Raw genomic sequence first — 21844 nt, 5'->3', positions numbered from 1 at the left:
CAGTTGAGGTGATTGAGAAACTGCGCCTAAATAAGATTCACCGTTTTTCGCTAAGGTTTAAAAGTTAATTATGGAAGGTATCAGTATTGCCAAACTGCTGATCATCGGTGCGCTTATCGTACTGCTCTTTGGCACCAATAAGTTACGTTCACTGGGTGGCGATCTGGGATCCGCAATCAAAGGCTTCAAAAAAGCCATGAAAGATGATGACTCCAGCGCAACTAAGAACACAGCTGAAGAAATTCCAGCAGAACGCGTATCACATAAAGAGTAAATCAACGTCAGTTGACAATAAATGTTACTTTTTATTTCTGATGGAAGAGAGAAAACCAGACTTAATCAGTCTGGTTTTTGTTTTTTAATGCAGGCTGACCACTGAGTTGAGTTCGAGATCAACGTCAACCGGCCTAACCCGATCCCAGGCAAAACCGACCTCACTTAGCGTTAGCGGTAGCGTGTCGACAATCTCCGAAAGATCAATTTCCAAATCCTCATCAGGTAATGTAAAGCCCTGCTCGATCTCAGATTGCAGTAAAATAAATTCATTTTCTGGAATTATTAAATCTTCCGAAAACAGGCCGTTTACCGCTTCAAACATGTATTGACCGCTCACCGGCGCAAGCGTTGATGTTGAGCTCTGCAGTGCGTTTAGTTGATATAATCCTTCTCCCCAATTTTCAGGTTGCTCGGAAATCCAGTGAACTTGTGCATCTGTTACGGTACTTCCCTCCAATATGCTGTTGAGATAGATGTCCATTAATGCATCAGCTTCTGAACTGCCATCAAACGTCAGGTTTGGCTGTGTTATCTCATCATCAGATTGATCCTTCGCATTATCCTTAACTGTTTGCTGATAACGTTCTGTGTTTTGTATTGGCTGACTGTAGACATCGCTTAGCGGTGTGGGGACTTCCAGCAAACTGGACCCGATGAGGTTAAGCGTTTCAGGCTCAAAAGCGGCAAGCGACGAATGAGGCTCAATTTCAGCAGCAGAGCAACTCTTCCATTCTGACTGTGAAACTGATGCTGAATTTGATAAGGCGTGGGCGTTGACGAATTCAGCGGTAGGATAAAGTGATAAAGGGAGTGTCGTCGCGGCAGGCGCTAATGGAGAAGTCTGCGTCTTGAGGCTTAGCTCAACAGCATAGCGCTGTTCAATATGAAGCGCAGTAGCCAGCGCTGCCATGCCGCAACTCGCGTGAGCTGTAAGGTTAGGGTTAGTTGTATTAACAGGCGCAGTTCGAATTTTTATGGCATCAAGATTTTCGTCTGAACCGCCAGACAACATATCGCTAGCCAGGTGATCAGTATCGTCCGGTATGAACCAATCGGGAAACGCTGAAGGGGTGGAAAGAGGTTCCATAATCTGACCTATAAAAGCAGCTGAGGATTAAAATGACAAAATGGCTTATAGCCTCAGCGGATAAAGCGACAGATTAGTTGAAGAGATTAAGGGCAGGGGATAATCAGGCCGTACCAGGTGGCACGACCTGTATAGCGTTACTTAACTTCCAGGCCTTTAGCCTGCATATCGGCATGATAAGAAGAACGAACAAAAGGACCACAGGCGGCATGCGTAAAGCCCATCGCCATCGCTTCTTCTTTCATTTCATCAAATTCTGCCGGGCTGACATAACGTTGAACCGGCAAATGGTGGCGACTAGGCTGCAAATATTGACCCAGCGTAAGCATAGTCACGCCATGGCGACGCAAGTCGCGCATCACTTCCACAATTTCAGCGTTGGTCTCGCCTAACCCGACCATCAATCCTGATTTGGTCGGAACAGATGGATGCGCTTCTTTAAAACGCTCCAGCAGTTTGAGCGACCAGTCGTAGTTAGCACCAGGACGCACCTGACGGTAAACGCGCGGTACGTTTTCCAGATTGTGGTTAAATACATCTGGCGGCGTAGCAGTCAGAATTTCCAGCGCACGATCCATGCGGCCACGGAAGTCAGGCACCAGAGTTTCGATTTTGATGGTAGGACTTTTTTCACGAATAGCGCTGATGCAATCGGCAAAATGTTGAGCGCCACCATCACGCAAATCGTCGCGGTCAACGGAAGTGATCACCACATAACGCAGCGCCATGTCAGCAATGGTTTGTGCCAGCTTACCGGGTTCATTAGCATCAGGCGCGTTAGGGCGGCCATGAGCAACATCGCAGAATGGGCAGCGACGGGTACAGATGGCACCAAGGATCATAAAGGTTGCCGTACCGTGGTTAAAACATTCGGCGAGGTTAGGGCATGACGCCTCTTCGCAGACCGAGTGTAAACCGTTTTTACGCATTGCCGCTTTAATGCCCTGGATACGACTGGAATCCGCAGGCAACTTGATTTTCATCCATTCCGGCTTACGCAACATCTCTTGCCGTTCGGTGGTCACAGTCTTAACTGGGATCAACGCCATTTTATCTGCGTCACGATATTTGACGCCGCGTTCCATCTGAATTGGTTTACTCATAAAATCTGCAGGTTCCGGTCGGATTGCGATTTGAAAGCTTTCTCACACATCGAGAAGGGCGCTTTCAACTTTATTTGAAAAAAGTGCAAAAATTATATCATCTGATTGGCCGGGAAGCAGCCATCCTGAGCGTTGAAACGTTACATATTTGTAAATACGCATTCACAGTTAACGCATTACTGGGTTTGGCTCAGTCTGCCACTCAACGTTTTCATAATTCAACAGGCGGGCAAATGCCGCTACTAGCAAAGGTTGAACCTCGATAACGCTTACGTCAGGATTAAAATGTTGCAGTTGCGTCATGCTCATTCCTGCATAACCGCAAGGATTGATACGCAAAAAAGGCGATAAATCCATGGCGACATTAAGCGCCAGACCATGGAATGAGCAGCCTTTGCGAATGCGTAAACCCAGCGAGCAGATTTTTTCATCACCAACATAGACGCCAGGGGCGTCGGCGCGCGCGCGCGCTTCAACGCCAAAGTGCATGAGTGTTGCAATCACTGTTTCTTCCAGGGCCGTAACCAGTTGGCGGACGCCAATTTTACGTCGCTTGATGTCAATCAGCACATACATCACCTGTTGGCCGGGACCGTGATAGGTGACCTGACCGCCGCGATCGCTTTGTACTACAGGAATATCGCCTGGCATTAAAACATGTTCCGCTTTGCCTGCCTGACCTTGCGTGAAAACCGGATCATGCTCCACCAGCCAAATCTCGTCGCGGCTGCTGCCGTCACGTTGATCGGTATAGTGATGCATAGCTTCAGAAGTGGATTGCCAGTTGCAAAGACCTAACTGGCGAACAAGAAGAGTTTCGACTGACAAAACGCGGGTCCGCTAAAGGGGGAAAGGCTGAGTATAACGTCGGCAAACGGTAAGACCAACACCCTTTGCCGACGTTATCATTTACAGCACCATACGAACGATTTCGATCTTGCCCAGCTCTTCGTACAGCTTTTCCACCTGCTCAATGTGCGTGGCGGTAATAGTAATATTGACGGAGTGATAGTTGCCCTTGCTGCTCGGCTTCACTTCGGGAGAATAGTCGCCGGGCGCATGGCGCTGCACCACTTCAACCACTTGATCAACCAGCTCCGGTTGTGCCAAGCCCATTACTTTATAGGTAAATGGGGTAGGAAATTCGAGCAGTTCATTCAGTTTGGTTTTCATATTGACTCCGGTGCATAAAAAGGCTCCCGCCTGAGCGGGAGCATCATAATAACGTGATATGGGGGCGCTGTGGCGACTTTTCAATCGCCCGCAGAGATTAGCCGAACCAGTGATGGAACATCAGTTTGATGTAGTCGACGATACGGCTGAAGAATCCACCTTCAGTGATTTCGTTTAACACCACCAGCGGGCGCTGATCGATGGTTTTACCGTCCAGCTGGAAGTTAATGCTACCCACAACCTGATTTTTCTGCAGCGGTGCGTGCAGCTCAGTATTGTTCAGCACATAGCTGGCTTTCAGATCTTTCATCCGTCCACGTGGAATGGTCAGGTAGGCATCTTTATCTACGCCCAGCTGAACACGATCGCTGTTACCAAACCACACCGGCTCGGAAGCAAACTCTTTACCTGCTTTTAGTGGCGCGACGGTTTCAAAGAAACGGAAGCCCCATGTCAGCAATTTTTGCTTTCGGTTTCACGACCTTTATAGGTATGTCCACCCATTACGGCAGAGATCAAACGCATCTGGCCTTCGGTAGCAGAAGCGACAAGGTTATAGCCCGCTGCGTTGGTATGACCGGTTTTGATCCCATCAACATTCAGGTTAGTGTCCCAAAGCAGACCATTACGGTTCATCTGACGGATATTGTTGAAGGTAAATTCTTTTTCTTTATAAACCGCGTATTCATCTGGCACATCGCGGATCAGTGCTTGACCAATCTTCGCCATATCGCGTGCTGAACTGTATTGACCTTCCGCATCCAAACCGTGAACCGTCTGGAAATGGGTGTTTGTCAGGCCAATGGCTTTTACATAGTTGTTCATCAGGTTAACGAACGCATCCTGGCTGCCGGCAACGTAATCGGCCATCGCCACACAAGCATCGTTACCTGATTGCAGCACAATGCCGCGCGTCAGCTGTGAAACCGGAACACGATCGCCAGGCTTCAGGAACATCAACGAAGAGCCTTTAAACACGGGGTTGCCGGTCGCCCAGGCATCCTGACCCACAGTAACAATATCGTCCTGATGGATTTTGCCAGATTTAACCGCTTGTCCAATCACATAGCTGGTCATCATTTTGGTCAGACTGGCGGGATCGCGACGCGCATCAGCATTCTTTTCGGCCAACACCTTACCTGAATGGTAATCGATGAGCACATAAGCTTCGGCATCAATGTCCGGTACGCCCGGAATCATAGTCTTGAGATTAACATCATCAGCAATAGCGGCATGGCTGAGAGAGAAAGCGATCAGTGATCCCACTGTCAGGCGTTTCAGCAAACGAGATGATTTCAGCGTGTTCATGTATAGGACTACAACATCCGTGGTTTTAAGGTTTAAAAAGATAACTCATCATAACAAATGCCTGATTTACAGGCATCTGGCTTAATGAATGGGTTGTTAGCAGACGTTACGACTAAGGTGATTTACATCACATTTCGTGACGCGCGCTGGTAATGAACGACGTAATTTGTGCCTCAGTATTTAATCGCTGTTGTAACGCAGCTGCTTCAGCGCGAGTTTTAAACCCGCCAAGTTGCACACGATAAACGTTGCCTGAAGTTTCAACGGCGCCGGGCACGCCAAAGCGCTGGCTTAAGCTTTTTTGCATTTGCTGCGCCCGAGCGGGATCGTTTAATGCACCGACCTGTACAACATAGCCGACCACCGGATGCGCGCTGTTACTGGATGAGGCAGGGCTGGCAGCAGACGCTGCGGCAGCGGTCGCGATTACTGGAGCGGGCTGCGGCTCGCTGCCCTCCAGTACGCCATTGGCTAGCGGTTGAGGGGCGCCAAGAAAGCCGCTGCTTTGAACCGGTGCGCCCATATTATCGCTGCTTTGCAATGTGCTGTTGCTGATAGCCTCAACGTTTTGCGGAGCGGGTTCTGATTGCGCTGCGCTGCCGCCGTTCATCACCGATCCGCCGCTCAAATCAGGGCGAGCAGGAAGGGAGTAGCTTTGCTTAGCAACAACAGTACCGATGGTGCCGGGTCCCGAAAGGGTGCCATCTGGTGCCACGTTAATGTAGTCAACGCGTACGCGAGAATTGTTGGAAATGTTGAGGCGATCTCCTGCGGCACGCGACAAGTCAATAACGCGGCCTGGCGTATAGGGACCACGATCGTTAACGCGTACCACGATTTGACGACCATTGGCGATATTGGTCACACGAACATAGCTTGGCAGCGGCAGGGTTGGATGGGCTGCCGTTAAGGCATCGGGATCGTAGCTTTCGCCCGTTGCCGTGCGGTTGCCTTTTGCTTCATCACCGTACCAGGCCGCTATACCAATCTCGCTGAAATTCTGAGGATTTTGGTTGATGCGGTAGGTTTTGCCATTGACGCTGTAATCCTGGTTGGTGCCGGGATTGACGGGCTCATAACGCGGTTCCACACCAGGAATTTCAACCACCGGGCCATTATAAGCCGGTTGCGGCGGCGCACTATTTTGCGGTTCCGGGGTGGAACAGGCAGCCAAAATCATTGATGCCAGTGCAACGCCAAGCCAATCCTTACGCATCTGCAGCCTCTTAAACACTTTTAGATAACATTTTTCGGTGAGTATGGATCGACATCACAATGCCGAATCCCGCCATAAGTACGATCAGCGCAGAGCCGCCATAACTGACCAACGGCAACGGAACGCCAACCACCGGTAAGATACCACTAACCATGCCAATGTTAACGAAAACATAAACGAATAAAATCAGCATTAAACCACCCGCCATCACGCGGCCAAACGTGGTTTGCGCACGTGCTGCGATAATCAAACCGCGCATGATCAACAACAAATAAAGCGCCAGCAAAGCCAGCACGCCAACAAGGCCTAACTCTTCTGCCAGCACCGCAAAGATGAAGTCAGTATGACGTTCGGGTAAGAATTCGAGTTGTGATTGCGTACCTTCCAGCCAGCCTTTGCCACGCAGGCCACCAGAACCAATGGCGATTTTGGACTGGATTATATGATAGCCGGCTCCCAGCGGGTCACTCTCGGGATCAAGCAACATCATCACGCGGTCGCGCTGATAGTCATGCATCAGGAAGAACCACAAAATAGGTATGAAAGCAGCCACCAGCAATACTGCTACGCCAATTAATTTCCAGCTCATACCGGATAAGAACAGAACAAATAAACCTGAGGCCGCCACCAGAATTGAGGTGCCAAGGTCAGGCTGTGCCGCGACCAATAGCGTAGGCACAAAGATTAGAATCAAGGCGATGCCGGTATTTTTCAGTGTAGGCGGGCAGACGTCGCGGTTGATAAAACGCGCCACCATCAGCGGTACAGCAATTTTGGCGATTTCCGAGGGCTGAAAACGCACCACGCCCAGATCCAGCCAGCGTTGCGCACCTTTACTGATTTGACCAAAAGCATCGACTGCTATCAGTAAGATGACGCAAATAATATAGAGATAAGGCGCCCAGCCTTCATAAACCCGCGGTGGAACCTGCGCCAGGACGATCATGATTACCAGGCCCATGACAATCTGGCCAATTTTACGCTCCATCATGCCAGGATCTTGCCCGCTGGCACTCCAGATAACGATGGCGCTGTAGGTCAGCAGACCTAAAATAACTAACATAAACAATGGATCGATATGGATACGCGTCCAGATCGATCTTTTTTGCGGACTATCGTTCATGGACATGATTATTCACCTTCATAGCCGGGCGGCGTGGGCGCTGCGTCCGGCAGGACAGTATTGTTATCACCTAACATAATGTGATCCAGAATCTGGCGCATCACGGTACCGACCGCCGGGCCAGCGCCGCCGTTTTCCAGAATGATCGTCACGGCAACACGTGGTTTGTCGTAGGGTGCAAAGGCTGTCATCAATTTGTGATCACGTAAGCGTTCGGCAATTTTATGCGCGTTATACGTTTCGTTCTCTTTCAAACCGAACACCTGCGCCGTACCTGATTTGGCCGCGATTTTGTAAGGTGCATCCGCGAAGCTTTTGTGTGCAGTACCGTTTGGGCGATTGGCAACGCCATACATGCCGTCTTTAGCAATTTCCCAATAACCCGAATGGATATCACCAATAGGGGCCGAGGGTGCCTGACGGTAAGGCACTATCGTACGGCCTTCGCGTGTGGCGCGCAGCATATGCGGCACTTTAATCTCGCCATCGTTAATCAGGATCATCATCGCTTTATTCATCTGCAAGGGCGTGGCCGTCCAGTATCCCTGACCAATACCAACAGGAATGGTATCGCCTTGATACCACGGTTTTTAAAGCGCTTCTGTTTCCATTCGCGCGTCGGCATGTTGCCCGCGCTTTCCTGTGGAAGGTCAATACCGGTGCGATGGCCATAACCAAATTTATTCATCCATTCGGAAAGGCGGTCAATACCCATGTCATAAGCGACCTGATAGAAAAAGGTATCGGCGGATTCTTCCAACGATTTGGTCACATTGAGGCGGCCATGCCCCCATTTTTTCCAGTCGCGATAACGCTTTTCAGAACCGGGAAGTTGCCACCAACCTGGATCGAACAGGCTGGTATTACGATTGATCACACCGGCACTTAAGGCAGAGACGGCGACATAGGGTTTAACGGTTGACGCTGGCGGGTAAGCCGCTTGTATCGCACGGTTGTAGAGCGGACGGTTTTCATCGGCCAACAAGGCGCGATAATCTTTTGACGAGATGCCATCAACAAACAGGTTCGGGTCATAGCTTGGCGTTGATACCATTGCCAATATTTCTCCGGTACGCGGATCGCTAACCACGACCGCCGCGCGGCTTCCCGCCAGCAGCGTTTCAATATACTGCTGCAGTTTAAGATCGATGGTGAGATAGATGTCGCGGCCCGCCTGTGGCGACTCCTCATGCAGCTGACGAATCACGCGGCCGCGGTTGTTTACTTCAACTTCTTCATAACCTGTCTTACCGTGCAGCAGATCTTCATAGAAGTTTTCGATGCCCAACTTGCCGATATCATGAGTCGCTGCGTAGTTTGGCCATTTACCTTCTTTATCAAGGCGAGCGACATCGCGATCGTTGATCTTCGACACGTAACCCACAACGTGCGTCAGCGTCTGACCAAAAGGATAGTAGCGACGTTGGTAGCCTTTAACTTCGACGCCGGGAAAGCGATATTGATTAACAGCAAAGCGGGCAACCTGAATATCATTCAGGCCGGTTTTAACCGGAATTGAGGTAAAGCGTCGTGAGCGCTTGCGCTCTTTTTCAAAGGCTTCAAGATCTTCGTCGCTGAGATCGAGCACCGGACGTAAATTTTCTAACGTCTGTTTAAGATCATCGACCTTTTCTGGCACTAACTCAGCCTGATAAATAGTGCGGTTCGACGCCAGCGGCGTGCCGTTGCGGTCATAGATGATGCCGCGACTGGGCGCAACCGGCACCAGTTTGATGCGGTTTTCGTTTGAGCGGGTACGGTAATCGTCGAAACGTAAAATCTGCAGGTGGTACAGGTTGACCACCAGCACGGAGGAAAGCACTAAAATACCGACGAAAGCGATCAACGCCCGGCGGACAAAGAGTTTCTGTTCGGCGCTATAATCGCGAAAGGCGTTGCTTTGTAATTTCATCCGCTACTTGTAAGGTCTGATGTGGGCTTATCGGTCATTCACGATGATAAGGGTGATTTGCCGTAATGCTCCATGCACGATAAAGACTTTCAGCAACCAGCACGCGCACCAGCGGATGGGGTAGCGTCAATGCTGAAAGCGACCAACTCTGCTCGGCCGCAGCTTTGCAGGCGGGCGCTAAACCTTCCGGGCCGCCAATCAGCAGGCTGACATCACGTCCATCCTGCTTCCAGCGCTCCAGCTGCTGCGCTAATTGTGGCGTTTCCCACGGATGTCCGGGGATATCCAGCGTAACAATGCGATTGCCTTTGCCGACCGCCGCCAACATCGCTTCACCTTCTTTTTCAAGAATGCGTTTGATGTCAGCATTTTTCCCACGCTTACCCGCCTGAACCTCAATCAATTCCAGCGGCATATCTTTGGGAAAGCGACGCAGATATTCCATGAAACCGGTCTGCACCCAGTCGGGCATTTTGGTGCCAACGGCAACGAGCTGCAGTTTCACGCGTTAGCTCCAGAGTTTTTCCAGTTCATACAACTGGCGACTCTCTTCCTGCATGATGTGCACAATAACTTCACCCAGATCAACAATGACCCAATCGGAAGCATTTTTACCTTCAACCGACAGCGGCGCCATACCCGCTGCGCGAGATTCCTGCGCAACGTGCTCGGCAATCGAAGAGACATGACGTGTCGAGGTGCCGGTGCAGATAATCATGCAATCGGTGATGCTGGATTTACCTTGCACATCAAGTGCAATGATGTCCTGGCCTTTAATATCATCGATTTTATCGATAACGAACTCTTGGAGTGCTTTACCTTGCAAAAGGTTCCCCTCAAAACTGGTGATGGTGGACCGGCTGAAAGCCCGGATAGTGCTCAGAATAAATGATGCACAGACTAAATGATGTACGGAATGACGCAGCCAAAAATCAAGCGGCGCAGTATAGCATGGGGAAATCAGTCGCGATATAAGCCAGCGCGGTCGATATAGGCAATAACGGCGGCAGGCAGAAGATCATCACAAGCGAGATTCTGATGGCGGCGCTGACGGATTTCAGTAGCGGAAATATTATACAACGGCGTTTCAGCCAGCCAGATACACCCTGCTGCCCGTTGATGCAGTTGCTGAACATCCTGCGTGATATGGTCATCAAGCCACGCCTGCATCTCGGGCGAATCCATTTCGGTGGCATAGCCAGGGCGTTTACAGACCAGCAGGTGACACAATGACAACAAATCTTGCCAGCGATGCCATTTTGCCAGCGTAAGCAAAGAATCCTGGCCAATAATAAAACCCAGCGGCTGCTGTTGGCCACGCTCAGCGCGCAGGGTTTCTAGCGTCGCGACGGTCCACGATGGCGTTTCGCGTTGCAGTTCGCGCGTATCAATCTCAAACAGCGGAAGCGTTTCGGTAGCGCAACGCAGCATATCAACGCGCTGTGCGGCACTCGCTTCTGGCTGAGGACGATGTGGCGGCACGTTATTGGGTAACAAGGTAATGCGTTTTAATCCAACTTGTTGCGCCAACGCTTCAACAGGGCGCAAATGGCCAAAGTGAATCGGGTCAAAGGTGCCACCAAACAGCGCGTGTAGTTCAGACATGAGCAAAACTCGTTGGAAAGGCGCGGCTGGAAATCAATAACGACAACGTTTCGAGCTGTGGCCAAACAGGCTGACCATAATCTTGCTTTAAGGTTATCTCGATCTGTGCCAGCAAATGAATGGCGCGCTGTAAACGGACAGCATCCAGTCTTTGTAGTGCTTCGGTAAACAAAGCGCGACGATTTTGCCAGATGCGTTGTTGATCCATCAGCGTGCGCAGCGGCTGTTGCGTCTGATGGCGCTGCAAGTGCAGTAATGTCAGCAGATCGCGTTGCAGCGTGCGCATTAAAATTACCGCTTCGCTATCTTCTTTTTCTAACTGATGAAGAATATGCAGGGCGCGGCGGCTTTTACCCGCCAGCAAAGCATCCACCCAGTGAAAAGGGGTAAAATGTGCGGCATCGCTTACGGCTTCTTCAACGCGCGGCAAAGTGAGTTTGCCGTCGGGCCACTGCAGCGATAAACGCTCCAGCGCTTGTGCCAGCGCCAGCAAATTACCTTCATAGCAGTAACACAGCAGCTGCACGGCCGCGTCATCGATGTTTAACTGCATCGCTTTAGCACGGTTAACAACCCAACGTGGCAGCTGCGCCTGCTCTGGCGTCTGACAGGGTACTAACACAGCGTGCGCCGACAACGCTTTGAACCAGGCGCTGTTTTCCTGTGCTTTGGTCAGTTTTGCCAGACGGCAAATCAACAGAATATCGGCATGCAGCAGGCCAGACAGCTTGAGCAGTTGCTCTGCCATCGCCGCATTGGGGCCATTTTCGGGAAAGTGTAGCGTCAGGGTTTGGCGTTGTGCGAACAGGCTGAGCGACTGGCAGCTGACAAACAAACTGTCCCAGTCGGTGTGAGCATCCAGCGTGAAGCTGAAATGCTCTTCAAAGCCTTGCGCATTCGCGGTGACGCGGATGGCATCGGCACTCTCCTGCAACAACAAAGGTTCGTTACCGGCTAACAAATAACAGGCGCGCAGCCCCTCACGAAGCTGCGCGCTGAGTTGTTCAGGATAAATCCTGATCATTGCAAACTGGTAGCAGAGGAAGAGGGCACTTCCGCTGAATCTTCACCCGGCACCGGAATGGACGATTCAGGTAATGTCTCTTTGTTGTTGATTTGCGCAGCATGCACGGTAAGCAGCTTACGCACCAACTGCTCTGCAGCACGTTGACGCATCTCCTGAACGATCAAGTCCTGCTCGGCATCTTTTGCCAGCGCCGCATTCGGGTTATCAAAGAAGGAGCGATAAACCGTGGTGCTGATGGGATAGATGCCTTTGCCCGGCAACAGGACCTGCGCAGTTACCGTCATCACCAACTGATATTCTGCGGTGGTGCCGCTGATAAATACCGAAGCGGTGTCACGACCTTGCCTTTCTCCGCCAAGACGCAGCGTGGGGATATCGATGCGGTTCTGCTTAGTGTCCTGAACAATATTGACGTTATTAAGGCGCAGCTGCTGACGCACTGTACGTGTCAGCGGACCATAAGGATCGCCAGAGTTAACAATCAGCGTTTTCAACTCAGACGGCACCTGCGTGGTGCCGCGTGGATGAAAACCACAGCCAGCGGTGATCAACACCGCCAGCGTGACAAACAGCCTGATAATCGGATGTCGCACAGTTCCTCCTGAACTTAACCTACGACCAGGTTAAGCAGTTTGCCCGGTACATAAATCACTTTACGAATAGTCACGCCGTCAAGGTACTTCGCCACCAAATGTTCTTGCGCAGCGCGTGCCTGAACTTGCTCCTGAGTTGAATCGGCTGGAACGGTGATTTTACCACGCACTTTACCGTTTACCTGGACCACGACTAACAGTGAATCTTCAACCATTGCCGCTTCATCGGCTACTGGCCAAACTGCATCATCAATCGAGCCTTCGCCACCCAGCGTTTGCCACAGAACGTAGCACGCATGCGGAGTGAAAGGATAAAGCAGACGTGTAACCGCCAACAGCGCTTCGTGCATCAGGGCGCGATCTTGTTCGCTCTCCTGCGGCGCGCGCGCCAGTTTGTTCATCAATTCCATGATAGCCGCGATCGCCGTGTTAAACGTCTGACGGCGACCAATGTCATCGGCGACCTTGGCGATGGTTTTATGCAGATCGCGACGCAGCGCTTTCTGATCATCGTCCAGGCTGGCCACATCCAGCGCCACAGTGGCACCTTTTTGCGTGTGATCAAACACCAGTTTCCACACACGCTTCAGGAAGCGGTTAGCACCTTCGACGCCTGATTCCTGCCATTCCAGTGTCATTTCTGCTGGCGAAGCAAACATCATGAACAGACGCACGGTATCCGCACCATAGCGCTCAACCATCAGCTGGGGATCAATGCCGTTGTTTTTTGACTTCGACATTTTGCTCATGCCAGCGTAAATCACTTCGCGGCCCTGATTGTCAACAGCCTGAGTAATGCGGCCTTTCTCATCACGCTCAACGGTGACATCAACCGGAGAAACCCAGTTGCGCTCGCCATTGACGCCCAAATAGTAGAACGCATCTGCCAGTACCATGCCTTGACACAGCAGGCGTTTAGCCGGTTCGTTCGAGTTAACCAAGCCAGCATCGCGCAGCAATTTGTGGAAGAAGCGGAAATACATCAGGTGCATGATGGCGTGTTCGATACCACCCACATACTGATCAACCGGCAGCCAGTAGTTTGCAGCAGCCGGGTCCAGCATGCCTTCGTTGTAGTTAGCGCAGGTATAACGTGCGTAGTACCACGACGATTCCATGAAGGTGTCAAACGTGTCGGTTTCGCGCAGCGCAGGTTGGCCGTTTACCGTGGTTTTTGCCCACTCTGGGTCGGCTTTGATTGGGCTGGTGATGCCATCCATGACGACATCTTCCGGCAAAATCACGGGCAGCTGATCTTCTGGCGTTGGCATCACGGTGCCATCTTCCAGCGTCACCATTGGGATTGGCGCACCCCAGTAACGTTGACGAGAAACGCCCCAGTCACGCAGACGATAGTTTACTTTGCGTACGCCAACGCCTTTCGCTGCTAACGCTTCAGCAATGGCATTGAAACCGGCAGCATGATCCAGACCGCTAAATTCACCGGAATTGAACAGCGTGCCTTTTTCAGTCATCGCTGCCGCGCTTACGTCAGGCTCGCTGCCATCAAGGTTCAGGATAACCGGCTTGATTTGCAAATCGTACTTGGTCGCAAATTCCCAGTCGCGCTGATCGTGACCCGGAACGGCCATGACCGCACCGGTGCCGTATTCCATCAGCACGAAGTTAGCGACCCATACTGGAAGGGACTCACCCGTCAGCGGATGGATAACAGACAGGCCGGTAGCCATGCCTTTTTCTCCATGGTCGCCATATCGGCTTCAGCCACTTTGGTGTTGCGACATTCGGCGATAAAGTCAGCCAGAGCCGGGTTATTTACTGAGGCTTGAGTGGCTAAAGGGTGACCTGCGGCAACCGCTACGTAAGTCGCACCGATAAAGGTGTCTGGACGCGTGGTGTAGACGGTGACTTTTTCTTCACTGTTAGCCACGTCAAAAGTGATTTCTACACCTTCCGAACGGCCAATCCAGTTACGCTGCATGGTTTTGACCTGCTCAGGCCAATCTTCCAGCGTATCCAAATCGTTCAGTAATTCTTCAGCGTAGTCGGTGATCTTCACGAACCACTGCGGAATTTCTTTGCGCTCAACTTTGGTGTCACAGCGCCAGCAGCAGCCATCAATAACCTGCTCGTTTGCCAGCACTGTTTGGTCGTTCGGGCACCAGTTCACCGCCGACGTTTTTTTATAAACCAGACCTTTTTCGTACAGCTTGGTGAAGAACCACTGTTCCCAGCGATAATATTCTGGCTGGCAGGTCGCTAGCTCACGGCTCCAGTCATAACCAAAGCCCAGCAGTTTTAACTGGTTTTTCATGTAGGCGATGTTGTCGTAAGTCCACGGCGCAGGTGCGGTGTTATTTTTTACCGCTGCACCTTCTGCAGGCAGACCAAACGCATCCCAGCCAATCGGCTGTAACACGTTTTTGCCGAGCATACGCTGATAACGCGCGATTACGTCGCCGATGGTGTAGTTACGAACGTGACCCATGTGTAGGCGGCCAGAAGGATAGGGCAACATGGAGAGGCAATAATATTTCTCTTTACCTTCCTGCTCAGTCACTTTAAACGTTTCGTTTTCATCCCAGTGCTGCTGCACGCGGGATTCAATCTCTTCCGGGCGGTATTGCTCTTGCATGGCTGCCTGTGGTCCTTAATGAATAACACTTTGCTTACTTTAAGATCCGCATAGCATACCCATAAGGCCGCGTATCAACAACACTTCCCACTTTCGCTGGCGCGATTTCTGCTTAAAGCGCCTGAGCCTTCACCCTTTTGTCATTCGCCTCTCAGACGACACGGCAAATATGCCAAAACGTCTAAACTTAGTGCAGGCATTGAGCGCATAAAGGAGAATTAAATGAACAAAGTGGCTCAGGAATATCGCGAGTCGTTAGCGGTTTTGACCGAGCGCCTTCGCCATGGCGATCGTAACGTTGATACGCTGATTGCTGAACGGCGTAGTCAGTTGCTTGCCAGCAGTGACCTCAGCGTTGGTGAAGTCGATCAGGCGCTTTCGTCGGTTCGGCGAGATTTAGAAGAGTTTGCACGCAGCTATGCTGAAGTTGAGGAGCCGTTAGGTGATTCAGTGTTTATGCGAGTGATTCGTGAAAGCGTGTGGAAAGAGTTGGCTGACATCACCGATAAGAGCCAGCTGGAGTGGCGGGAGGTGTTTCAGGATCTGCATCACCATGGCGTATATCAAAGTGGTGAAGTGGTGGGGTTAGGAAATCTGGTATGTGAAAAGTGCCAGTTTACTCGCGCTATTTACACACCCGAAACCTTGTCACGTTGCCCGGAATGCGGGCACGATCAGTTTCAACGCCAGCCGTTTGAACCTTAATTTAAATGTTTGATAAAACAGGCGGGCCTCGCAGCCCGCCTGTTTTTTAGTGCAGGATTTTAGCGAGGAAGTCTTTAGCGCGATCGGATTGCGGATTGTTAAAGAAGTCATCTTTATTAGTGTCTTCGATAATTTTACCTTCATCCATAAAGATCACGCGGTTAGCCACTTTACGCGCAAAGCCCATTTCGTGGGTTACCACCATCATTGTCATGCCTTCCTGTGCCAGTTCGACCATCACGTCCAGCACTTCATTGATCATTTCAGGATCGAGCGCTGAGGTCGGTTCGTCAAACAGCATGGCAATGGGATCCATGCAGAGCGCGCGGGCAATCGCCACACGCTGCTGTTGGCCGCCAGAAAGCTGGCCTGGAAATTTTTGTGCATGTGCTGCCAATCCGACGCGAGTCAACAGCTTTAGGCCTTTCTCACGCGCTGCGGCTTTGTCACGTTTCAAGACTTTGACTTGCGCCAGCACCAAATTATCGATAATGCTGAGGTGCGGAAAGAGTTCGAAGTTCTGAAACACCATGCCGATCTGGCTGCGTAACTTGGCCAGGTTAGTTTTCTTGTTGTTTACTTCGGTTCCGCTAACCGTGATGTTGCCTTGCTGAATCGGCTCCAGCCCATTGACGGTTTTGATCAAGGTTGATTTACCAGAACCGGACGGTCCGCAGACCACTACCACTTCACCGGTTTTCACTTCGGTTGAGCAGTCGGTCAGCACCTGAAAGTGACCATACCACTTAGAAACATTTTTCAGGTTAATCATTTAAACCGTCCTTTTTCTTTTTAGATAACTGACCAACAACGACGCGCTCAGGCTGATAACGAAGTAAACCAGACCGGCAAACAGAACCATTTCAACCTGGGTACCGTCACGCTCACCAATGGTAGAAGCGGTACGGAAGAAGTCAGCCAGGCTCAAGACATAGACCAACGACGTATCCTGAAACAGCACGATACCTTGCGTCAGCAGCAGCGGTACCATGGCGCGGAACGCCTGCGGCAGGATGATAAGTTTCATCGACTGCCATTGCGTCATGCCCAGCGCCAACGCCGCATTACCCTGACCGCGTGAGATACTAATGATCCCGGCACGGATAATTTCTGAATAATAAGCGGCTTCGAACAGTGAAAAAGCCACCATTGCCGAAATCAGGCGAATATCGGTTTTCGGCGATATCCCCAGAACCTGCTGTAAGAAGCTCGGCACCACCAGATAAAACCACAGCAGCACCATCACCAACGGCACTGAACGGAACAGGTTGACGTAAAGTTTGGCGAACCAGCTGATGGGCTTGAAAGTAGATAAACGCATTACTGCCAGCAAGGTGCCCCAGATAATGCCGAAGATCACCGCGGTGAGGGTGATTTTGAACGTGATAACCAAACCGTTTAGCAGGTAGGGCAGGCTGGGAGCAATGGAGCTCCAGTCAAATTCGTACATTATTTCCCTCCTACATTGCCAGGCAGACGCACTTTGCGCTCTACAAAACTCATCAACAGCATGATCACCAGGTTAATCGCCACGTAGGCCAGCGTAATAGCCGTAAAGGATTCATAAGCGTGTGCGGAATAGTCGAGCAGTTTGCCCGCCTGTGCAGCCATATCTACCAAGCCAATAGTCGAAGCGATAGCGGAGTTTTTCACCAGGTTAAGCATTTCCGATGTCATCGGCGGCACAATCACGCGATACGCATTCGGTAGTAACACATAACGATAGGTTTGCGGCAGGGTTAGCCCCATCGCCAAACCGGCATTTTTTGTCCGCTTGGCAGCGACTGAATCGCCGCTCGTACCTGCTCGCAGACGCGGGCCGCGGTAAACAGGCCAAGACAGATCGTAGAGGAGATGAAAAATTGAATGTTGGGATCCAGCTCGGCTTTAAACCACATCCCTAAGTTTTCACCCACCAGTTCCGGTGCCACCAAGTACCAGAAGAAAAACTGAACGATGAGCGGGATATTACGAAACAGTTCCACGTAGCACGTACCAATGGTCGACAACAGACGATTGGGTACAGTGCGCAGAATGCCGAAAAATGATCCTACACAGAAGGCGATAATCCAGGCACAACAGGAGACGGCGATCGTCACCTGAAAACCGGACCACAGCCAGCCAAGGTAGGTCGTGTTACCGAACGGGGCCTGTTCGAGAAAAATGCCCCAGTTCCAATCGATACCCATAACGAGCTCCGGTAAAAAAGGGTAGCTAAGCTACCCTGAAGATTGATGAACGGCTTTTACTGCCTGTTTCAGGGGAACGACCTGTTACAGGTTTGTCTGTCCATGCCGCGGTTTCAGCAATCGAGAGGGCAGCGCGGCTGCCCTTGTTATCATTGTTAATTCAGTGCCTTGTCATTAGGCTCTTTAAACAGGGCTTTCATGTCATCAGACAACGCAAAGTTCATGTTCAAATTCTTTGGTGGGATCGGCTGCTTGAACCAGGTATCAAACCATTTTTCTGCCTGACCAGAAGACTGCGCTTTAACGATAGTGTCATCCACCAAGGTTTTGAACTGTGGATCTTCTTTACGCAGCATGCAGCCATAAGCTTCTTTCGATTGCGGCGTGCCTAAAATTTCCCAGTTATCAGGTTTCTTCGCTTTTGCACGTTCGCCTGCCAGTAGTGCATCGTCCATCATGAAGGCCACAGCGCGACCGGTTTCCAGCGTGCGGAAAGAATCACCGTGATCTTTAGCGCTGATAATGCGCATTTCCATTTTCTTCTCATCGTTCAGCTTATGCAGCAGAACTTCTGAAGTCGTACCGGATGTCACGACCACAGTTTTGCCTTTGAGGTCGGTGAAATCTTTAATCGGACCGCCTTTTTTCACCAGCAGGCGCGTGCCGATCACAAAAATGGTATCGGAGAAGGCGGCCTGTTTCTGACGCTCAAGGTTGTTGGTGGTTGATCCACACTCAAAATCGTAAGTTCCGTTCTGTAACAGAGGGATACGGTTTTGTGAAGTGATAGGGATCATTTTGACCTGCAGGTCAGGCTTGTTCAGCTTCGCTTTGATGGCTTCTACAATGGCGTTGGAATAAGCCTGAGAATAACCGACGACTTTTTGCTGGTTGTCATAGTAAGAAAAGGGAACTGATGATTCACGGTGCCCGACGACAATGACATCATTGTCATTAATCTTTTTCAGGGTGCCGCTGAGATCTTCCGCTTGGGCCGCTCCAGCTGCTGCGCTTAACAGCAGAAGAGATAATGCCACTTTGCGTATCTGCATGTTCCAACTCCTTCGTATGGAAATTGCACAGAATTTATCCTGTGCTGATTATGATGTTGTGTGTATTTTCTGCTGCTTTTCTGGTCATCCCACAGCGCAAGCGCGCTCAGAATAGTCACTAACATAGCGGATTGTTAACGTGATGAAACAAAAAAGTTTCTTTTTTGCGAGGCGATTCGCACCAAAAAAGGCAAAAACACATCCGTGCGCGATAGCGGTGCGCGGGATTGATTTCTTTTGGTGCAGACGGCCTGACAACGCGTCATCAAATGGTATGTCTGCGAAAACTCCTGAGTTAAATAGCAATCATCGTGCCAGAAAGCGCGATCGAGTAGATGAGGATGCAGAGATGTTGGTAGCGGAGGGTGACGAAAAGAGGTGGGATACAGAGATTATGAGAAGAAAAAACGGCGAAGGAGCCTTCGCCGTTTTGCGTTGAGATAAACCTAACGCCGACGGCGGATAACAGCAATAAGCGCCGCTAAGGCCGTTAATATCCAGACTGGCCAAACGCCAGCGCGTGCATAAGGTGTTTCACCGGTAGTGGGCGTGACTTTTTCAGTTAATACGCCGCGGGTAAACTGCGACAGCATCTTCTCAACATCGCCATTGGCATTCACTACTGCGGTCACGCCATTATTGGTGCTACGTAACAGCGGGCGGCCTAATTCCAATGCACGCATTCGCGCCATCTGGAAATGCTGCCACGGGCCTATTGAGTGCCCAAACCATGCGTCATTGGATACCGTTAACAGGAAATCAGTATCGGGACGTAAATTGGCGCGTACCTGTTCGCCCAGCACAATTTCATAGCAAATCGCGCTAGTAAGGTGGTAGCCCGCCACGCTCAGTTGCGGTTGAATATAGGCACCGCGACTGAAAGAGGACATTGGCAGATCAAAGAACGGCGCCAGCGGGCGGAGTAAATCAGCCAGCGGCACGAATTCGCCAAAGGGAACCAAATGGTTTTTTGATAACGATTGGCGCTGAAGTAGTTATAAGGCTGTTCTCCACCCAACGCGATTACTGTGTTGTAGTCGTGGTAGCGGTTCTGCTCCAGACGTGAATCAACGATGCCGGTAATCAATGCGCTGCCACGCTGGTGTAATTCATCATCAAGTGAACGCAAAAACGCTTGCTGGTTGCTTTCTAAATCAGTGATAGCAGACTCAGGCCAAATAATGATCGGCGCTTTGCCCATCAGCGGCTGACTCAGGCTGGTATAAACGCGTAGCGTATTCAGTAATTGCTGAGGATCCCACTTCATCGACTGCGGGATATTACCTTGTACTAAAGCCACTTCAACGCTGCGCTGAGGCATCGGTTGAACCCACTGGATGTAGCGTAGAGGCCAAGGCAGTGCCAGTAATATCAAGCCGGCGATCAGGCTTTTACCGCTGCGTTGTTGCAGAGCATGCACCAGCAGGCCAGCAATAATCATCAGCAGGAAGGTCAGCGTTTCTACCCCCGCCAGCGGAGCAAGCCCTTTCAGCGGACCATCAATCTGGCTGTAACCAAATTGCAGCCAAGGGAAGCCAGTTAGCACCCAACCGCGTAAGAACTCAGTGATTTGCCACAATGCTGGTGCGGCTAGCGCCAGACGCCACAATGTAGCGCGCGGCCAAAATCGATTGAGCAAACCTGCAAATAATGCGGGGTAGATAGCTAAATAGGCGGCCAGCAGAACCACCAAGAAAATATTCACCGGTCCTGGCATGCCACCAAAGGTCGCGATGCTGACGTAAACCCAGTTTATGCCGCTACCAAACAGACCAAAACCCCAAACGAAGCCGATGACTGTAGCCTGCGGGCTGGTTCGATTGAGCGTCAGGAGCTGCAGGCCACACAGCGAAAGCAGCGCAGCAGGCCAAAAATCATAAGGGGAAAAGGCGAGGGTGCCAAAGGCACCCATAATTAAAGCCAGCAGAAGGCGTACCCGCTGACGCGAGTAGAGAGAGGCTAAAACCATAAACTTATTCGTCATCCAAGTGAGGTAGCGGCGAATTTTCCGGAATTGTTACGTGAACCTGGATGATACGGCGGCTGTCAGCCATCGCGACTTTGAAATGGTAACCATCAATGTCAATACTTTCCCCACGTGCGGGAAGGTGGCCGAATCCCTGCATCACCAGTCCACCGATGGTGTCGACTTCATCATCGCTGAACTGCGTGGCAAACACCTCGTTAAAATCTTCTATTGGCGTCAATGCACGCACAGTGAAGGTTTGACGGTTTAGCTGGCGAATATCACGATCTTCTTCTTCGTCATACTCGTCTTCAATCTCACCCACGATCAACTCAAGAATGTCTTCAATGGTGACTAAACCTGAAACACCACCAAACTCATCGATGACAATCGCCATGTGATAACGCTGCGAGCGAAATTCTTTCAGCATGCGGTCAACGCGCTTACTCTCAGGCACCACAACCGCAGGACGCAGCACTTTTTCCATGCTGAACGGTTCTGATTCACTGCTCATAAATGGCAGCAAATCTTTTGCCATTAAGATGCCTTCGACATGATCTTTGTCTTCGCTGATTACTGGAAAACGCGAATGCGCGGATTCGATAATAAGCTCAAGGCACTCTTCGAGGTTCTGATTGCGTTTGAGAGTGATCATTTGCGAGCGTGGAATCATGATGTCACGCACGCGCTGTTCTGCAATGTCCAATACACCTTCGAGCATGTCGCGGGTATCCTGATCGATCAGGTCTTTATGATTAGAATCGCGGATCAGCTCCAGCAGTTCGTCACGGCTTTTTGGTTCACCGTGAAACAGTTGGTTGATCAACAGGGAAAAAATCCCTTTTACTACTGGGTGCATCGCTGTTTTGAGAATGGTCATCGCTCATGGCGGTTTTTGTCGATCTCTCTGATA

At 50.8% G+C, this 21844-nt stretch carries 17 protein-coding genes and 6 pseudogenes; 3 read left to right on the top strand and 20 right to left on the bottom strand.

Going from position 1 to position 21844, the window contains the following annotated elements:
• Positions 1 to 70: 70 nt before the first annotated feature.
• A complete protein-coding gene (gene tatE / locus KQP84_RS16670; RefSeq protein WP_215847369.1) occupies positions 71 to 274 on the top strand; it encodes a twin-arginine translocase subunit TatE in 204 nt (67 codons plus the stop codon).
• 84 nt (positions 275 to 358) lie between these two features.
• Here tatE and KQP84_RS16665 read toward each other — a convergent pair whose 3' ends face one another.
• The 14 genes and pseudogenes from KQP84_RS16665 to leuS form a co-directional block, all read right to left on the bottom strand.
• Complete coding sequence (locus KQP84_RS16665; RefSeq protein ID WP_215847368.1) at positions 359 to 1363, bottom strand: hypothetical protein; 1005 nt, start codon at positions 1361 to 1363, stop codon at positions 359 to 361.
• 137 nt (positions 1364 to 1500) lie between these two features.
• On the bottom strand, positions 1501 to 2466 hold the full coding sequence (gene lipA / locus KQP84_RS16660; protein ID WP_215847367.1) for a lipoyl synthase: 966 nt from the start codon (positions 2464 to 2466) through the stop codon (positions 1501 to 1503).
• Positions 2467 to 2634: 168 nt separating this feature from the next.
• Entirely contained in the window at positions 2635 to 3294 is a 660-nt protein-coding gene (lipB, locus tag KQP84_RS16655) for a lipoyl(octanoyl) transferase LipB (RefSeq protein WP_215847366.1), read from the bottom strand.
• 81 nt (positions 3295 to 3375) lie between these two features.
• Positions 3376 to 3639 carry a DUF493 family protein YbeD gene (ybeD, locus tag KQP84_RS16650; RefSeq protein ID WP_215847365.1) on the bottom strand — a complete coding sequence of 88 codons (264 nt, stop codon included), beginning with the start codon at positions 3637 to 3639 and terminating at the stop codon, positions 3376 to 3378.
• 97 nt (positions 3640 to 3736) lie between these two features.
• Positions 3737 to 4947: pseudogene (gene dacA, locus KQP84_RS16645) on the bottom strand (D-alanyl-D-alanine carboxypeptidase DacA).
• Between the two features lie 127 nt (positions 4948 to 5074).
• Positions 5075 to 6163, bottom strand: a complete 1089-nt coding sequence (rlpA, locus tag KQP84_RS16640; protein WP_215847364.1) for an endolytic peptidoglycan transglycosylase RlpA — start codon at positions 6161 to 6163, stop codon at positions 5075 to 5077.
• Positions 6164 to 6173: 10 nt separating this feature from the next.
• Positions 6174 to 7286 (bottom strand): peptidoglycan glycosyltransferase MrdB, encoded by a 1113-nt coding sequence (gene mrdB / locus KQP84_RS16635; RefSeq protein ID WP_215848319.1) that lies wholly within the window; start codon positions 7284 to 7286, stop codon positions 6174 to 6176.
• Positions 7287 to 7294: 8 nt separating this feature from the next.
• A pseudogene (mrdA, locus tag KQP84_RS16630) lies at positions 7295 to 9198 on the bottom strand (peptidoglycan DD-transpeptidase MrdA).
• A 34-nt stretch (positions 9199 to 9232) separates the two neighbouring features.
• A complete protein-coding gene (gene rlmH / locus KQP84_RS16625; RefSeq protein WP_215847363.1) occupies positions 9233 to 9703 on the bottom strand; it encodes a 23S rRNA (pseudouridine(1915)-N(3))-methyltransferase RlmH in 471 nt (156 codons plus the stop codon).
• A gap of 3 nt (positions 9704 to 9706) precedes the next feature.
• Positions 9707 to 10024, bottom strand: a complete 318-nt coding sequence (gene rsfS / locus KQP84_RS16620; RefSeq protein ID WP_215847362.1) for a ribosome silencing factor — start codon at positions 10022 to 10024, stop codon at positions 9707 to 9709.
• Positions 10025 to 10158: 134 nt separating this feature from the next.
• Complete coding sequence (gene nadD / locus KQP84_RS16615; protein ID WP_215847361.1) at positions 10159 to 10803, bottom strand: nicotinate-nucleotide adenylyltransferase; 645 nt, start codon at positions 10801 to 10803, stop codon at positions 10159 to 10161.
• On the bottom strand, positions 10796 to 11827 hold the full coding sequence (gene holA / locus KQP84_RS16610; protein WP_215847360.1) for a DNA polymerase III subunit delta: 1032 nt from the start codon (positions 11825 to 11827) through the stop codon (positions 10796 to 10798). Before holA ends, nadD begins: the two co-directional genes overlap by 8 nt.
• Complete coding sequence (gene lptE, locus KQP84_RS16605) at positions 11824 to 12423, bottom strand: LPS assembly lipoprotein LptE (RefSeq protein WP_215847359.1); 600 nt, start codon at positions 12421 to 12423, stop codon at positions 11824 to 11826. The genes holA and lptE overlap by 4 nt, the downstream gene beginning before the upstream one ends.
• A gap of 14 nt (positions 12424 to 12437) precedes the next feature.
• Positions 12438 to 15019 (bottom strand): annotated as a pseudogene (leuS, locus tag KQP84_RS16600) (leucine--tRNA ligase).
• A gap of 222 nt (positions 15020 to 15241) precedes the next feature.
• Here leuS and KQP84_RS16595 point away from each other — a divergent pair.
• Positions 15242 to 15724, top strand: a complete 483-nt coding sequence (locus KQP84_RS16595) for a zinc ribbon-containing protein (RefSeq protein ID WP_215847358.1) — start codon at positions 15242 to 15244, stop codon at positions 15722 to 15724.
• A gap of 46 nt (positions 15725 to 15770) precedes the next feature.
• On the opposite strand, the gene KQP84_RS16590 is transcribed toward KQP84_RS16595, so the two are convergent.
• The 4 genes and pseudogenes from KQP84_RS16590 to KQP84_RS16575 all read right to left on the bottom strand — a co-directional run bounded on the left by KQP84_RS16590 (position 15771) and on the right by KQP84_RS16575 (position 18965).
• Entirely contained in the window at positions 15771 to 16496 is a 726-nt protein-coding gene (locus KQP84_RS16590) for an amino acid ABC transporter ATP-binding protein (RefSeq protein WP_215847357.1), read from the bottom strand.
• A complete protein-coding gene (gene gltK / locus KQP84_RS16585) occupies positions 16497 to 17174 on the bottom strand; it encodes a glutamate/aspartate ABC transporter permease GltK (RefSeq protein ID WP_215847356.1) in 678 nt (225 codons plus the stop codon).
• Positions 17174 to 17913: pseudogene (locus KQP84_RS16580) on the bottom strand (amino acid ABC transporter permease). Before KQP84_RS16580 ends, gltK begins: the two are co-directional and overlap by 1 nt.
• A 155-nt stretch (positions 17914 to 18068) precedes the next feature.
• Positions 18069 to 18965: an amino acid ABC transporter substrate-binding protein gene (locus KQP84_RS16575; protein ID WP_215847355.1), complete on the bottom strand. Its 897-nt coding sequence runs from the start codon at positions 18963 to 18965 to the stop codon at positions 18069 to 18071.
• A gap of 139 nt (positions 18966 to 19104) precedes the next feature.
• On the opposite strand from KQP84_RS16575, the gene KQP84_RS16570 reads away from it, so the two are divergent.
• The gene (locus KQP84_RS16570; RefSeq protein WP_215847354.1) at positions 19105 to 19404 is read left to right on the top strand and encodes a hypothetical protein; all 300 of its coding nucleotides are present in this window, start codon (positions 19105 to 19107) and stop codon (positions 19402 to 19404) included.
• A gap of 7 nt (positions 19405 to 19411) precedes the next feature.
• On the opposite strand, the pseudogene lnt reads toward KQP84_RS16570, so the two are convergent.
• Together lnt and corC are read right to left on the bottom strand one after the other, a co-directional pair.
• Positions 19412 to 20934, bottom strand: a pseudogene (gene lnt / locus KQP84_RS16565) (apolipoprotein N-acyltransferase).
• A gap of 4 nt (positions 20935 to 20938) precedes the next feature.
• A pseudogene (corC, locus tag KQP84_RS16560) lies at positions 20939 to 21818 on the bottom strand (CNNM family magnesium/cobalt transport protein CorC).
• Between the last annotated feature and the right edge of the window lie 26 nt (positions 21819 to 21844).

It is taken from the genome of Candidatus Pantoea bituminis, from assembly GCF_018842675.1.
Taxonomy (GTDB): Bacteria; Pseudomonadota; Gammaproteobacteria; order Enterobacterales; family Enterobacteriaceae; genus Pantoea; species Pantoea phytostimulans.
Note: the sequence above shows the minus strand (reverse complement) of the source record. Positions and strands in the feature narration are given on the sequence as shown.